Annotated in this window: 15 protein-coding genes and 1 pseudogene; 11 read left to right on the top strand and 5 right to left on the bottom strand. The window is 41.5% G+C overall.

The genetic code is table 11. The annotated features are described in order from the left end of the window. The first annotated feature begins 130 nt into the window (after positions 1-130). Together QNI08_RS09085 and QNI08_RS09080 are read left to right on the top strand one after the other, a co-directional pair. On the top strand, positions 131-1,441 hold the full coding sequence (locus QNI08_RS09085) for a helix-turn-helix domain-containing protein (protein WP_352231205.1): 1,311 nt from the start codon (positions 131-133) through the stop codon (positions 1,439-1,441). Between the two features lie 623 nt (positions 1,442-2,064). Next, on the top strand, positions 2,065-2,412 hold the full coding sequence (locus QNI08_RS09080) for a hypothetical protein (RefSeq protein ID WP_285767093.1): 348 nt from the start codon (positions 2,065-2,067) through the stop codon (positions 2,410-2,412). A gap of 145 nt (positions 2,413-2,557) precedes the next feature. On the opposite strand, the pseudogene QNI08_RS09075 reads toward QNI08_RS09080, so the two are convergent. Both QNI08_RS09075 and QNI08_RS09065 read right to left on the bottom strand, forming a co-directional pair. Then, positions 2,558-3,597: pseudogene (locus QNI08_RS09075) on the bottom strand (GerAB/ArcD/ProY family transporter). 271 nt (positions 3,598-3,868) lie between these two features. After that, positions 3,869-4,465 carry a YczE/YyaS/YitT family protein gene (locus tag QNI08_RS09065; RefSeq protein WP_285767090.1) on the bottom strand — a complete coding sequence of 199 codons (597 nt, stop codon included), beginning with the start codon at positions 4,463-4,465 and terminating at the stop codon, positions 3,869-3,871. 651 nt (positions 4,466-5,116) lie between these two features. On the opposite strand from QNI08_RS09065, the gene QNI08_RS09060 reads away from it, so the two are divergent. From QNI08_RS09060 to QNI08_RS09030, 7 genes are all read left to right on the top strand, one after another. Further along, entirely contained in the window at positions 5,117-5,782 is a 666-nt protein-coding gene (locus QNI08_RS09060; protein ID WP_285767089.1) for a GNAT family N-acetyltransferase, read from the top strand. Positions 5,783-6,168: 386 nt separating this feature from the next. Further along, the gene (locus QNI08_RS09055) at positions 6,169-6,843 is read left to right on the top strand and encodes an AzlC family ABC transporter permease (RefSeq protein ID WP_483313764.1); all 675 of its coding nucleotides are present in this window, start codon (positions 6,169-6,171) and stop codon (positions 6,841-6,843) included. Then, positions 6,834-7,163 (top strand): AzlD domain-containing protein, encoded by a 330-nt coding sequence (locus QNI08_RS09050; protein WP_285767087.1) that lies wholly within the window; start codon positions 6,834-6,836, stop codon positions 7,161-7,163. The genes QNI08_RS09055 and QNI08_RS09050 overlap by 10 nt, the downstream gene beginning before the upstream one ends. A 502-nt stretch (positions 7,164-7,665) precedes the next feature. Further along, complete coding sequence (locus QNI08_RS09045) at positions 7,666-9,015, top strand: ABC transporter substrate-binding protein (RefSeq protein WP_285767086.1); 1,350 nt, start codon at positions 7,666-7,668, stop codon at positions 9,013-9,015. A gap of 133 nt (positions 9,016-9,148) precedes the next feature. Further along, complete coding sequence (locus QNI08_RS09040; protein ID WP_285767085.1) at positions 9,149-10,027, top strand: carbohydrate ABC transporter permease; 879 nt, start codon at positions 9,149-9,151, stop codon at positions 10,025-10,027. Next, entirely contained in the window at positions 10,027-10,896 is an 870-nt protein-coding gene (locus tag QNI08_RS09035) for a carbohydrate ABC transporter permease (RefSeq protein ID WP_285767084.1), read from the top strand. Before QNI08_RS09040 ends, QNI08_RS09035 begins: the two co-directional genes overlap by 1 nt. A 133-nt stretch (positions 10,897-11,029) precedes the next feature. Then, positions 11,030-12,031 (top strand): AEC family transporter, encoded by a 1,002-nt coding sequence (locus QNI08_RS09030; RefSeq protein WP_285767083.1) that lies wholly within the window; start codon positions 11,030-11,032, stop codon positions 12,029-12,031. A 119-nt stretch (positions 12,032-12,150) separates the two neighbouring features. Here the strand turns inward: QNI08_RS09030 and QNI08_RS09025 are convergent, their stop codons facing one another. Further along, positions 12,151-13,071 (bottom strand): methyl-accepting chemotaxis protein, encoded by a 921-nt coding sequence (locus tag QNI08_RS09025; RefSeq protein WP_285767082.1) that lies wholly within the window; start codon positions 13,069-13,071, stop codon positions 12,151-12,153. 332 nt (positions 13,072-13,403) lie between these two features. On the opposite strand from QNI08_RS09025, the gene QNI08_RS09020 reads away from it, so the two are divergent. Then, positions 13,404-13,883, top strand: a complete 480-nt coding sequence (locus QNI08_RS09020) for an RrF2 family transcriptional regulator (protein ID WP_285767081.1) — start codon at positions 13,404-13,406, stop codon at positions 13,881-13,883. Between the two features lie 40 nt (positions 13,884-13,923). After that, positions 13,924-14,307, top strand: a complete 384-nt coding sequence (locus QNI08_RS09015; RefSeq protein ID WP_285767080.1) for a nuclear transport factor 2 family protein — start codon at positions 13,924-13,926, stop codon at positions 14,305-14,307. 70 nt (positions 14,308-14,377) lie between these two features. Here the strand turns inward: QNI08_RS09015 and QNI08_RS09010 are convergent, their stop codons facing one another. Both QNI08_RS09010 and QNI08_RS09005 read right to left on the bottom strand, forming a co-directional pair. After that, positions 14,378-14,812 (bottom strand): DUF2383 domain-containing protein, encoded by a 435-nt coding sequence (locus QNI08_RS09010; protein WP_285767079.1) that lies wholly within the window; start codon positions 14,810-14,812, stop codon positions 14,378-14,380. A gap of 315 nt (positions 14,813-15,127) precedes the next feature. Beyond that, positions 15,128-15,589, bottom strand: a complete 462-nt coding sequence (locus QNI08_RS09005) for a general stress protein (RefSeq protein WP_285767078.1) — start codon at positions 15,587-15,589, stop codon at positions 15,128-15,130. Positions 15,590-15,601: the final 12 nt, after the last annotated feature.

Below are 15,601 nucleotides of genomic sequence, written 5' to 3'. Positions count from 1 at the left end.
ATAAGAAAAATGATAAATTTTTTTCGGCTCCATCTTTACAAACGTGAGGGAATTACTATTCATAAATATTCTCCTGTTGGGGGTAATTGGTTATTTTGATATAATAAATCAAAAAGCAGATTGAGGGGGAATGAAGTTGTATAAAATTGGTGTTGTCGGTCCGCCTTCGTCTTTAAAGAAAGTCCGGGAGGTGACTGAAGAGTTTGAGCATGAAATAAATTTCATCGATTTTCCCTATGAGGATGCACAGGAGGTCCCGGATATAATAAAAAAACATCAAAGTGCAGTAAATGGCTGGTTTTTCTCTGGACCTGTTCCTTATAGGATCGCAAAGGAAATGTTGGATTCAGAGGCTAATTTTACATATTGTCCTCCAGTCGGCTCCAGTTTATATCGATGTTTTTTGCAAATGTCAAGCGATCAAAAACATTCTTTCGATAAGATATCGATCGATATGATTCGTTTTGAAGACTTTTTTCTACAAGAGTCCCTGCAGGAGCTGGGGATCTCGACCGAACACATCCATGTGAGAACCTTTGATGAAAAGTATAATTTCCAGGACATCGTTGCATTTCACCTCGATTTGTGGAAGAAAGGGGAAGTGCAGGGCGTCCTGACCGTCCTGCAATCCGTCTATGAGGCACTGAAGAAGGAAGAGGTACCGGTCTATAAAATAAATATGACCAAGATGGAAATTCGACAAGCGGTCAAGATATTGATTGAAAGAGCAAAAAGTACATATTTCAAGGATAGTCAGATAGGTGTAGAGATTATTGAAATCGATCAATTTGATCAGTTTGTGGATGAGGTTAATATTCGTTACCATCTGCAGCATTTAGAGCTGAAAATCAAACAAACCTTACTGTCGTTTTGTGAAAAATTGGATGGCTCACTCATTGAAAATGGAAACGGCCGTTATCAAATATTTAGTTCACGCAAGGCTATCGAACGGGAAATCAACAGCTTGCATAGTACAGTGCAGCATTTGTCGCTTGAATTGAATGTCTCTGTAGCAGTTGGAATCGGTTTTGGCGAGACGGCGGCCTCAGCAGAAATCAATGCAAGGAAGGCGATCCGTCATTCTAAAAAGCAAGAAAGTTCAGGCGTTGTCGTCATCCAGGAAGACGGTATAATCATCGAATCCGCAGGTCAAGAGGAGCAATTGACATATACGTTCCGTTCCGATGATAAAGAGCTGCTGAATAAATTAAATCAGGCCAACATCAGTGTGAAAACATATAAAAAGATAGAAGCATTGATTGACCGGATGAACTGGGATGGCTTCACTTCCTCGGACTTAGCTTCCCATCTATCCATGACCGTACGAAATGCGCAAAGAATCATGAGCAGCTTAAATGAAAGCGGCTTAGTCGAGTACAAAGGAGAAGAGCTCCAATCGCCGCGGGGAAGACCCCGTAAAATTTATATGTTAAAAAAGTGATATCTCATCGAGCTGGTAAAAAGCCAGTAGAGGAACGTGGATTGTTTCTCGCTGTTATGATCCCTAGCAGCCGGCAAGCCAGTGCCCTCTGAACGAAATTTTGGATGCTTTTTCATGTGACCGTTCATGGGGCAAACTGGGCTTAAATATTCGTCCGCATTTTATAAATCGATACTCATCGCAACACGCCTCCAACCTCAATAATTATTCTATTCACACCGTATTTAAGTCAGGCTCCCAAAGGCTTATGCAGGGCAGGGCCAGATTTGGATATAACCACTCTTTGAAATGATGCCGATTTATCACGTAGTAATTTCCCTCACTTTTATTCTTGATGATCTATTCCTTAAGCACCCGATCATCAGCTTATACTTTTTATCTTTTGAAAAAAAGATAGTTTTAACGGTGATCAATATATTTTTTTGATAACATCCTAGATGACCTCATCGTTCGTTTTCATTCATTGTCTCCTTTTTTGAATGTCAAAAATAGTGATAATCAAGGATGGTCATATGCTTTGTTCAAAAGGAGATTTCTCCTAATCTGCGACTGTCTTTTCTTTTGGATAAAGGAGGTAAAAACCTTTTGTGTGGAGAATATTTTTACAAAAGGAGGTTGTTGACATGCACTATCATGACCAAATGGATTTATCTAAAGAGGAAATTTTAAAAATGATCGTTAGACACCTGAGTGTATTTCCCTTGACTAGTATAGGGGCCATTAGAGAAGTGATTGGCAGTTCCTTGAAACAACGCGGATTGATTAACGGGGTAACCGAACATATTAGTGGAACTGCTGCACCCTATAACCGAAACATATCAGATGAAGATATTCGTTTAATGAATGATTGTATTCATGACTTGTTGAATAGCCAGATCATCATGCCCGGCAATAATGGTGAATACATAGACCTTCCTTGGATTCATGTTTGTGATCATGAGAAGCTAAAATACTTGACCGGCCAACCCTGATCATGAGTGCGGATGTTATTGAAATTCAATTGTGCAAAAACTGCCGGCGGACAAACTCTTGAGCAAGATCAAAGAATGAAATGAGACAAGCATTAATGAAAGAAAGTCAAAAAATGGAATCACCAGAGGTGACATGACCATTCCATCAGGGGGCTTTCACTTTAATCGAGCGTTTCTTCGATTTTTTGATTTTCAAACAAATGTAAAGAAGAGGCAAGTAGCTGATAAGAAATGATATACAATAAGGGTTGATGATTTTATTCAGGAAATACAGGGAATCTATATCGAAAACAAATATATTGACCAGCAGGATAAGGAAAAACATCACCCAAAGCGGATACTTTTGCTGGATGTTAAGTATCCGTCTCAAACCCCTGCTGGCACTCCACAACGGAATCACCATGTTCGGTATGATGATGATCGTCCACCAGGAAATGATGATATACTCAAACCGTTGAATGAAGGGGAATTCAATGATGCTCGTGATAGTAAGTGTCGGCCATAGAGTAAGGACCAACTGTTTCTCTGAATAAAAGACGATCGAAACCATGTAAATCAATAATGACAATAAGGTTGAGAGCAAGGCTCCTCCATGGGCGAATTTTTGTGATGTTTCTGCCCTTTTGATGAATGGATAATACATCAGGATCATCTCAAAACCAATCATTGATAGTGAAGTGCTCCTGGTCCCATCCCATATTTCCATGAAAGTATGATCGAAAATAGGAAGGATATTGGTGAATTCAGAGTATTTCAAGCCATAAAAAGGAACAAAAATAAGCCAATAGGACACTCCGACCGTTAAAAAGGCAATGCCGGTTATCGTACGGAACCCTCCGGAAATGATGTAATAAATCAATGCCATGAAAACCAAAGCAAATGCCCAGGACGGCACCTCGGGAAACATCCAGACATGTATGACATTTAAATAGCTGTTAATGATCGTCATTCCGAGGAAAAGCAATAAAGCACGAACAATAGACTGAAGAAGTTCCCGACCCATTTTCCAAATGCATCAATACTGGCGGATATGATATCACCCGGAACCATGCTGAAAATCTTGTATATGATCCAAATGAAAGTATGGACGATCAAACCGGCCAGCAGGATCGAGATCCAGCCATCCGTCCCGGCAGATTTCGCCAGCACCCTTTGAAAACTAAGCACGCCTATCCCTGTTTGCATCGAATGCACTAAAAAAAATACATAGAATGGTGAAACTTTAAATTTTTCATTGACGCCAGCTTGGTTCATGTATGACCCTCATTTATATCATTGATATTTTTTCGTGTGGCATGCACGCTAATAATCTGGCTTTTTCCATGGGAATTTATTCAGGATGATCGAAAAGGGACAGGCAGGCGACATTGGATGATGGGAGTGCAAGAGGGAAGGGGTTGAAGGAATATGGCAAGCTGCCTTCGACGATTATAGGATGACAGAAAACAAAGCGAAATCACATGAAAAAGAGCTGATCACAGCTCTCTTTTTCATGCGGAAAATCCGGGCTTTGGATAAAAGTGTAGATAAAGGTCATGACAAAAACCGGGCCGCCCAAGAGGAAACCGATCAAAAGCACTAAGCTTACAACGATTACCCGGCTTTGGCTGACCGACAAGCGTGTTTTATCGGCAAGGGAAAGCATGAACCCATCCCTCGGGCCGGCCCCAATCCCGGCTGCAACATATAAGCCTCCCCCAATCCCAGTAATAACGATACCGGCCATGAGGATCAAATAGTCCGTCCACCTGTGAGAAGCTTCCGGAAGGATATCCAACCATAAGAAAAAATCGATAATCGGACCAATCAATAAAGCGTTCAAGAATGTGCCGATTTTGATATATCTACGGTCTGCCACAAAAGAAATGGCAAGGAGGAAGAAACCGCATACGATGCCCCAGGTCCCTATCGTCAAACCATGCCTTTCATGCAATGCGACATTCAAAACATCCCATGGATGCAAGCCAAGGTAGCTGACCTTGATTGCCAGCGCGGTTCCCAAACCAAAAAGGATGAATCCAAAAAATAAAAAAAGGTACCGCAGGAATGTCATCGGGCTAATCCCCTTTCATTCGATATCCCAAAAAGCATCAACTGCATAAAAAAATGCCGATAATCATTATCTTATTATATGAAATCGTTCTTTCATACAATGATTTCACCATTTGAAAAAAACAGCATGCGAATCAAGGAGGAAAACTTGAAAATTATTGGGAAAGGGGATGTTTATGGTTCCAACGAAAATTGCTGGATGGGTATCAAAGCAGACGCCCCCCTACTGAAATGACAACATCGTATATTGAAAGGATAAAAAAGATAAATCTAAAGCTTCATGCCTTCATTACAATCCCGGAAGAACAGACGCTGCATTAGGCAAATGGAGTATCGATGCGCTTACAGTCGAATGCCGATCATCATGGGGGAAACAGCTTGTTTCGTGCCGGATTTGTATCTGTACAATCTGCCTTGACGCATTTTTATCGGGAAAGGCTGCAAAAAACCAACCTTTGCTGATTCTCTTTTTCACATAACAGTGTGGGCAGTCAAATTATAAAGTCAGTGACCAAATGAAGGAATTACTGACTCAAAAGGGGAATTTCTTTTTATCCAAAGAATCAGCTGGATGAACATGGGCTTTCCAGTAAAGAAAGGATTTGAATGGATATCAATTTGTAATGAACAAAAATGAGAAGGAGGTGCTAGCATGTTAAAGCCAGTAACACTGCGCGGCCATCTTGTCTGCCTTGAGCCATTGGCGGCTGAACACGTTCATGAAATTTGCGCGGCCGCATCGGAAGATAGGTCAAGCTACATGTATACCACCGTGCCGAATGGATTGGAAGAAACGAAGCAATATATCGAAAGTGCCTTGACGGCAAACTCGGAAGGCAGAGTAGTGCCATTCGCCGTTCGCCGCAATGACACAGGCAAAATAGTCGGATCGACAAGATTTCTTGATCTTGAAGTGTTTCCATTGCCGGCGTCATCTAAACGAGGCGCATCGAATGGAACCATCGCTGCCGGTGATATTACTCCGACCGTTGCCGAGATTGGAAACACCTGGTATTCAGCCTCTGCCCAGCGCACAGGTGTCAACACGGAGTGCAAGCTTTTGATGCTTGCCCACGCATTTGACTTATGGCAAACGATAAGGGTCACATTGAAGACCGATGCCCGAAACGAACGTTCCCGTTTGGCCATTCAACGGCTTGGCGCCACTTTTGAAGGAGTTCGCAGGGCACATATGCCTGCCAGTGATGGTAACATCAGGGATACAGCTTATTATTCAATCATCACGGACGAATGGCCGGAAATCCGGGAGAACCTTATTGAAAAACAGCAAGGCTACAAAAGTACGGGATATAAATAAATGGATGGATATTTATTTATTAAGTCTATCGACAAAAACGCCAAACTTCCGTTTTATCGGGAGTTCGGCGTTTTTGTCGATGGGAATATTGAATTCAGAAAGGTTTGAATGTTTGCTGAGTAAGTATTATACTAACTACTAATATAAAGTATTTGCTGCGTGGGCAATATCCCGCGCTTGTTTCAGTTATACAAATGGTCCGGGGCCCGAATGAAAGCGGAGGCTCCCGGGGCTTCAAAGACCGTCGATAAATCGACTGGTGAAAAAAGCTGGACGCATTATTAATAGCTTCCGGGCTTCAAAAATTTAGCTAAGGAGGGAATAAGGTGAGTTTAGAGAACATCCATGTGGAGACAGCAGCATCACCACGAAATAAAGAAGGATTTATGGAAGGCATTAAGGATTGCGTTCCTACATTGCTTGGTTATTTAAGCATCGGATTAGCTGCTGGTGTTGTCCAAAAGACAGCTGGATTAAGCATAGCCGAGATTGCGCTCATGAGTTTAATTCTCTATGCTGGATCAGCTCAATTCATTGCGGCAGGAATGATTGCGGCAAGCAGTTCTCCCACAGCCATCATTATTACCATATTATTTGTCAACCTGCGTCACCTTTTACTTAGTGCTGCACTATCCCCGTATTTTCGCCATCTTTCTCCACTGAGGAACATCCTTGTAGGTTCCCTGCTCACGGATGAGACTTTTGGTGTCGCCATTAACCAAACGGCGAAAACGAAGAAAATCAATGAAAGTTGGATGCATGGCCTCAATATTACCGCTTATTTAAATTGGTTCATTGCCAATATCGCTGGGGCTCTTTTGGCCCAATGGATTTCAGACCCCGAAAAATTCGGACTTGAATTCGCGTTGCCAGCCATGTTCATCGGGATTCTCGTTTTGTCCATAATAGGCAGAAGCAAAATCAAAAGAGATATAGCTGTAGCTCTGGTAGCAGTTGTCCTCACTGTGGGTTGCTCTTTCTTCCTGTCCAGCAGCATGGGGATCATTGTGGCAACGATCATAGCTTCGACACTAGGGATGGCGGTGGAAAAATGGAAATGAGATGGGAAGTTGTATTGATCATTCTAGGGGCGGCGATTGTCACGTTCATTCCAAGGGTTGTACCATTGATGGTTCTTAGCCGTGTTGAATTACCAGAGTGGGGGATGCGTTGGTTGAATTATGTTCCCATCTCGGTCATGGCTGCATTGATAGGCCAGGAAATTTTGGTTCATGATGGAAAGCTTACCTCCATAACCGATAATGTTCAACTATTAGCGGCCATTCCGACTTTTTTCATTGCGATTAAGACACGCAGTTTACTGATAACTGTACTTTCGGGCGTCATCTTTTTCATGATTTTGCGTTGGATTGTTTATTGATTTTGATTGGAACCGGTTCCTGTAAGGGAGTCGGTTTTTTGGAGAGCCACGATTATTAAAATTCTAATTTATTGGAAGAGAAAAAGGAAATGAAAGTAAATTGTTTGAATATTTAGTATTGACAGAATTTTTAAGCCCTATTAAGATAGTGAATATAAAGGAATTCGTATTCAGCGCAGTTTTAATTGGCAACAAGCAATGCGTAACCAATGAGGTAATATTATTGGGACTTTTTTTGAATACGTATTCACGAGAGTTCCCGTACGAAAATTGAAGCTGGAAAAGCAGAAAATCAGGTAGTTTTGAATGCGTATTCATCATGGGTGGTTTCTTCTCGAAAATATACGTTTATGTGGATTGATGTAAAAAGCAATGGCTTTCCTCTTTATTTTGAATACGTATTCAAAATGAAGAAGGAAGCTCATGATTTTACATATGGCCGTTACAGAGAAGTGATGGCAAGGATTAACCCAATTACTAATCCATTTTAGAGAGGAAAATGATGATGAAAAAAAGAAACCCATTTCGTTCGTTTACGCTGCTCATATTGATACTGGTACTGCTAGTCAGCGGCTGCAGCAACTCTCGCTCTGAGAGCACGTCGGGTGACAACTTGAAAGGAAAGACAGTCAAAGTATTATTGTCTGCTGGAGGAATAGGTCAGTTCAATGCATGGAAAGCAAGAAGCAAAGCCTTTACTGAAAAGACTGGAATTAACATTGAATTTATTGAAACGCCATATGATAACCTGCTGGAAGACATCACATCAGACGGTATTGCATCTGGCGGGACCTATGATCTGGTGGTGCATCTTGATACGATGGGGTCTTCCATTACATCATTTTTGGAACCGCTTGATGAATATGTAGCGCGTGATCATTTCAATACGGATCGTTGGCCAGCTCCGATACTGGATCTTTCGACACACGATGGCAAATTATATAGCCTCCCTGTCAGGGCACACGTCCAAATGCTTTTTTATCGGAAAGATATCTTTAAGAAGTTAGGGCTGACCGCACCGACCACTTGGAAGGAGCTTGATGAGGTTAGTAAGGTTATTTCCGACAAAACCGATCTTGCTGGCATTGTGCCATATTATGGTGCCGGTAACAATGCCCAAAACCTGCCCATGTGGACATCTTACTTGTGGAGCAATGGCGGTGATATTTTTGATGATGAACTGAAGCCTGCTTTTAACAGTCCAGAGGGAATTGAAGCTACCAAACGTTATATAGATCTCCTTGTGAAAGAAAAAGTCGCCCCGCCAGGCTCTGTCACGTTTGGTGAACAAGACTCAAGAACTTTCTTCAAGCAAGGAAAAGCTGCGATGTGGCTCGGCTGGTGGTGGGTCTATTCCGAGTTCAATGACAAAGAGGCTTCGGCAAAAGATGTTGCCGGAAATGTAGGATTTGCATCGGTACCGGGGTGGGAAGGAAAAGGAACACAAGCGAACATCGCCACTTTCCCACTGGCGATGATGAAAGCATCAAAAAACAAGGAGGCGGCATGGGAAGTGCTTAAGTGGATTGCCGAGCCTGAGGAAGAGCTTGATATTGTCATGAAAACAGTGAAAAATGAGAGTCCATCAGCGGAGCAGTCAACCGTCATCACCCAGACGGAAAATATGAGAAACGAGGAACTGAACGAATTGACGGATGGTTTCTACAATGTAGCTGCCGACAACTTTGAAAATGCTAGAGCGCTTCCAAAAATGAAGGAGTGGCCTCGCATTGCGGATATCATAAGTGGTGCCATTTCAAAGATGGCCACAGGCGAGCCTGTGGAGCCAAGCCTGGATGATGCAGCTAAACGAGTGGAGCGACTTTTGGATAAAGCGGGCTACTACAACTAACAAATCCTTCCTTGCCTTGAGAAGGAAGTTCGCTTTCTTCTCAAAGGTAAACTGTGATGATAACTGCAACAGGTCAATTGCAAAGAATGATGTTAAAGGGTTCACAACCTGTTCTAAGTGAGGGGAAGCTATAATGAACCAAAAACTATTCAAATTTGGGCTAATCGCTCCGGCATTTATCCTTATTGCAGCTACCACCTTTTATCCCTTGATGAAGTCATTCTGGATTAGCTTACATGACTGGGATTTAAAGACGTCTGCCGAAATGGGCCCATTTATTGGCTTTGATAATTATATCCGCGCTTTTTCCGATTCCCAATTTTGGAATAGCGTAAAGGCAACGCTGATTTTCGCTGCGAGTACGGTAGTGCTTACCTTGATATTAAGCATTTTTGTTGCAATTCTATTAAGCAAGGATAAAAAATATCTTTCTTACTTACGTGCCGTACTGATCATTCCCTTTGCGATGAGTCCGGCACTTATCGGGTATTCGTGGAGATTCATGCTAAATCCTGATTATGGATTATTTGACAAAATCATTGGTTTCCTCTTTCCGCCGCTTTCTGATGTTGTATGGCTAGGTACGAGCACTACAGCAATGGCGGCTCTCATTTCTGTAGTGGTTTGGATATGGCTGCCGTTCATGAGCTTGATGTTCATAAGCGGACTTATGGGAATGCCAAGCGAGGTATTCGAAGCGGCTAAGATGGATGGAGCGTCTTCATTTAAAACACTTATCCATGTCACACTGCCAATGTTAAAACCCATCATACTGATTGCATCCATATTGATGACGATGTTCACACTTAAAGCGTTCGACCCTGTCGTTACGATGACACGAGGGGGCCCTGGAGATTCAACCGAAGTATTGAACTTTTTCATTTATAAAACGGGATTCCGCTATTTCGATATGGGTTATTCCTCAGCTTTGGGCTACATTTTAGCTCTTATAACGATCGTATTTGTGATCATCTATATGAGAAAATTGGTGAAGGGAGATGATTGGAACTAATGAATGAGGTAGTTGCAATACCCCAGAAGCAAAAAACGAATATAAAAAATGAAAACTCCATAAAATGGGTGGCTGTTTTGGAAATATCATGCGTCTTGTTGATCGTCATTTTTCTCTTTTTACCAATATTCTGGATTGCGATAACGGCCTTTAAGCCGGAGTCAGAAGTTTACACGGCAAGCATATTCTTTCAGGCAACGTTAGATAACTTTCGAACCGTATTCGGCTCAGCCTTCAATTTAGGTAAATACTATACTAATAGTTTGATTGTGGTGGCTGTAACCCTGCTTATCACGATTCCTGTAAGTGTACTAGCCTCTTACGGTCTTTCTCGGTTTCACATACCAGGAAAGCAATTGTTCATGTTTGCGATACTTGCTACCCAATTCATTCCGCTTATCGTCAATGTGATTCCCTTTTTCACAATGTTTCGTGATTGGGGATTATTGGATACCACGCTTGCACTGATCATCGTCAACCTCGGTCATACGATTCCTTATGCCATTTGGTTGACAAAGGGGTTCATCGATCGCATTCCCATTGATATGGAAGAAGCAGCCAAAATCGATGGGGCAAATCGATTCCAAGTGTTATGGCATATTCTATTGCCGCTTGCAAGGCCTGGCATCATCACAGCCACTGTTTTTTGTTTTGTGATCACCTGGAATGAATTCATGTTTTCTCTCGTAATCACCCAACAGGACGCAGTTACACTTCCTATCGCCCTCTCATTCTTTGTTGGAGAAGAGGGAGTGTTATGGAACCAAATGGCTGCGGCGGGGATCATATTCGTTCTGCCAACGGTGATCTTCATGCTGCTTGTACGCAAGCAGTTCATTCTCGGCATGACCTCAGGCGGGGTCAAATGATTTTTTTGATGTTGTTTTGAAATGGAATCTGGACATTCTCATGCAGGACATGAAAAACTACCTGGTATTTAAGAGGGTAGTTTTTTCATATTCCGGTGTGCGTTACATGACCAGCTTAGGGAAACTATGACATGTGTGGACCGCTTTTTTCGGCTTAATAACGGCGGTAGATTTTACGGAGGATGTGGATGAAGTGAATTACGCTATCGTGTTCGAGTCGGTCCTTTTGATCGGGATGATGATTTTAGTAGGTGTGATACTCTCATACCTGAATCCCCTTAATGAACAAAACAAGCAAACTTATTCGATGATTATCGTTAATGTGGCTATGCCATGCATAATCTTATCAAGTATTTTCAAAGTGGATATCAACCAAGCCATGTTACGAAATATCTTGATCGTTTTTATTCTTTCACTGGCGATCAACCTATTTGGGATCGGATTAGGCGGTTTGCTGGTTACCCTTTGCAGTCCGGGGAACTCATTTCGACGGGAAATTTCGCTTCTATCAGGTTTGGGGAATACAGGGTTTATCGGCATTCCGTTATGTGCAACACTATTAGGCCCAGAAGGAGCCATGTATGCAGCCATTTTTGATGCCGGCATGGATATGGTCATTTGGACAGTAGGTGTGATGATCCTGCAAAAATCCAAATCCTTCTCAATGTCCTCTATAAAGTCAATGGTTAATATGCCTACACTGGCAATAGGATTTGGTTTGATATTTGCATTCGCAAAGTATCACCCGCCCCATATATTTGTCAGCTTGACAAACCAATTGGCCGCACTCGCATCACCGTTAGCGATGTTTTACATTGGGCTGCTGATCATGTCCATAACCAAGTCACAATTTCAGACTGCCAAAAGCAAAATCGTCATTCCAGTCGTCAGCAAGCTGGTTATATTGCCCCTATTTGTGTTAATGGTAATAAAAATGATGAATATGGACGGAATCGTTGCTGAAACCTTACTGATCCAAGCAATGATGCCTGTTCTTACCCTAGCTTCCATCCTGTTCAGCAGATACGGTGCGAACGATAAATTGGGAGCAATTACGACGATAATCACGACAATCATATCCATGATTTCCATCCCATTATTCTTATACATATTGACTAGATTCCATTATTTATAGGTTTGCTTTAATCATCATCCGACACTTCCAAACGAAAACAATGAAAGTCTCCCAGTATCAGTCTTACTGGGAGCATGGCGGAATAGAACGAACAGGGCAATGGATAATATAAAATGTGTTCAGAATATCTCTTTAAAGGATTTGACTTCCTTATCAAGTTGGGTTGAAGCCATTTCCACTTCTTTGAACGTCATTACCACTTGCTTGTTGTATGTCTGGTTATTTGTAATGCCTGCTTGAGATTGGGCGGTCACTTTACTGATTTTAGCTATCTCCGTTGTAATGCCTTCTACATGGGAATTAACTTCCTGAATCGAGTCCTGGACACGGTTTGAAAGTTTTCTGACTTCACCAGCTACAACATTGAACCCTCTTCCATGTTCACCGGCACGAGCTGCTTCGATTGCAGCATTCAATGCCAATAGATTGGTTTGGGCAGCTATTTCACGGATCGTCTTTACAATGCCTCTAATCGATTGTGCCTGGAGTTTAAGAGATTCGAGGATTTCCATATTCTCCTTCGATCCAGCGACAAGCTTGCTTGTTGTCAGGGAGGCTTCCTGGCTTTGTGTGATGCCAAGTTCAGCCTTTTCATGCAGTTCCTCTGACATTTTTTGCAAACGCAATGCCACATCATGCGCATTCGTTTCTCTTTCTGTAATATCTGTAGCAATTTTTACAACGGCAGAGACTTTTCCATTACGATCAAAGACAGGTGTGTACGTAGCTTCCAACCAGATAACCTGTCCTGATTTCGTGATGCGGGTTATTTTTTCCTGAAAGCTTTTTCCGTTGCGGAGATTTCTCCAAAATTCTTCATATGCCCTGCTCATTACAAACTCCTGCGTGCAAAATCTTTTATGATGAAGGCCAGGCATTTCATCCACTCTGTATCCCATTGTTTTAGCAAAATTTTCATTAGCCCAGAGCACCTGCCCCTCTTTATCGAATTCGATCATGGAGAGTGACCTTTCGATGGCTGCCAATACAGCACTTTCTTCCAGAACCTGCGTACTTTTTTGATCTTTCATTTTTAACATGGTTTGTATACCTGCCTTTATAAGAATGTTGATGTTGTCAAACAATATAAATGCAAAAAGAAGATGTCTTCTAGTAAAAAATTACCCATTTGTTCATTTATCGTACTGATTTAAAGGAATATTAACAATTTTAGATGTTCTGGATGTGATGAAAATTTCCTTATTACACGTCTATTAACGCCGTACAAAGGGAATTTTGTTAATAATGACATCAAGAAGGTTTACTTTATTAATATAATAATGTATTATGTGTATAAAGTGGATAATCTTTATCCACTTTAAACTTTGATAGATTTTGGTGGAAACCAAAGCCGTGAAGGAGATGATCTTGATTGCATATGAAGACGGGGGTGGAGCAGTCCGTTTATGCCATCTTATTACTTAATTTTCTACCGGAAAAAGCTGTATTGCCTGGAGATGTGATTAGCCAGCAATTGGGGGGATCCGCCACTTATTTTCAAAAGATATTAAGGAAATTAGTCAGTGCTGATTTACTTACCTCGGTTCCCGGTATAAAGGGCGGGTTTAAATTAAAAAAAAATCCTGAAGATATCCGTATATATGATGTCTATCTTGCCATTGAAGGGAAGCAGTCCCTATATTCCTCAAGTGGCATTTTTCACGACATGCTTAACTTGAAGGAGAAGGATATTTGCATGCTGTCCGACTTGATGGAAGAAGCGGAGTCTTCGTGGAAAAATATTCTCAAACGTGAAACCATCGCCTCTCTGACTGAGGAAATAGACAAAAAATGTCCAAAAGAAAATCTTCAAATGTTAAAAAAAGTAATAAATGAAAAAATGGTTTTATAAAGCATAACAATAATATCATTGTGATTAGGAGATTAAAGAAATGGAAAACTTAGAGAAATATTTTGATCTATTCGATCAATCAAGAACAAGCGAAACGGCAATGGAAGAATTAACGTCATTATTCACGGACGATATTGTTTTCGTCCTGAACGGTCATGAAAAAACTGGAATTGAAAATTGGAAGTTGTTTGTAAAGACTGTGTTCAAAGAAAATAGCGATATTAAACATATGTTCGAAGGGTGGAAAAAAGCAGAAGGTAGCGATCTATTTGAAACACCTTGGGCGGTGTGTGGCAAACGGTCGTCAGGAACGGTATTTACGCAAACTGGGAAAGATATAGCAAGACTGAATAATGAAGGTAAAATCTGTTATCTGGAAAATGTTCCTGACAACACTAACATGTTTGCAAGTTATAAAAATTAATGTTGCAAAAAGTTTGTTTGATACAAATGTCCCTCATCGAAGAGAGCTGAAATCAGCTCTCTTCATTAATCTAGGAATGTAAAAGGGACTTTAGAAAGTCCACATGTTCTCGGTCTTTATCAAGGATTTTATGGACGAGGCCAAGGCTTTCCTCATCAAGTTTGCCCCTCACAAGTTCCTCGGACATTCTTATGCCATAGATATTTTCACCTTTGATGGCATGTTTGATGATTTCTTCATCAGTATGATTTCTCTCGAATAAGTTTCCGATTGCGCCTTCAGCTTTGCCGATCAATCCTTCACTTGTTACAGGTGTTCCGCCAAGATGTTGAATTCTTTCTGAGATGAGGGCGGCATGGTCTTTTTGATCTTTCTGAATGGAAATGAATGATTCTTGTAATGAACTATGTTCCAGTTTTTTTATAAAGTGTTCATAGCTGTGGACGCCCATGTATATCCCCTCTAAAAATTTATTAAGCGTCTTGATCGTTTGTTGTTTTTCCAATCCATCACTCCTTCACGTAATAATTTTATCATTCCATTTGCAGGAAAAATTATTTGGTTAATCTGCATTTTACTTAAGGGGTATCGAGGTTATAAAATAATGTATATTTAAGCGAGGGAGGCAGGTGTAGTGGTTCTTGCAAAGAAATGTGGCAAAGGGAGAGCGAGCAGGGCTAAGGGGAGTGCTGGCTTGGGAAGCTTGGTCCTTTCACTACAACAAAAAAAGTGTCGGCCAACTCGATTTTTAACGAGTTGGCCGACACTCTGAGCCCTCATGGAACATGTTTTTATTAAAAAGGATAATGTCATTTTACCTTCAGCTTCTATAAGTAGGGGGTCCTTCTTTAATATCATTATCCACCAGTATTAATACTTTCCCGGCTTTTATCCCGGTTTCGTAACTTTCTGCCACTTTTTCTGGAATGCCCAAACCGATCAGCGTGCCAGCCAATCCACCAGTTCCTGCACCAACGGCAACTCCAGCGAGTGCAGATACAATTGGTCCAGCTGCCAGGAGGGGTCCGATTCCTGGAATGGCCAGTGCACCCGCACCTGCAAGAAGGCCAGCCGTACCGCCGATCACTCCTCCGGTTGCTGCACCTGTCGCTAATCCTTCTTCGGCTTTCGTACCCGTTTTTCTTTCCACCACTTTTGTCTCCTTGCGATTTTTGGCAACGATGGATATTTCATCACGTTTATATCCTTGGATTAAAAGTTCTTCCACCACCTTTACTGCATCTTCACCGTTTTCATATATGCCTACCACTTGCTTGCTCATTACACATCCTCC

Origin of the sequence: Peribacillus folii, assembly GCF_030271255.1 — a bacterium.
In the GTDB taxonomy this organism is placed as follows: domain Bacteria; phylum Bacillota; class Bacilli; order Bacillales; family DSM-1321; genus Peribacillus.
The sequence above is the reverse complement of the archived record's forward strand: the minus strand, read 5'-3'. Positions and strand labels throughout refer to the sequence as shown.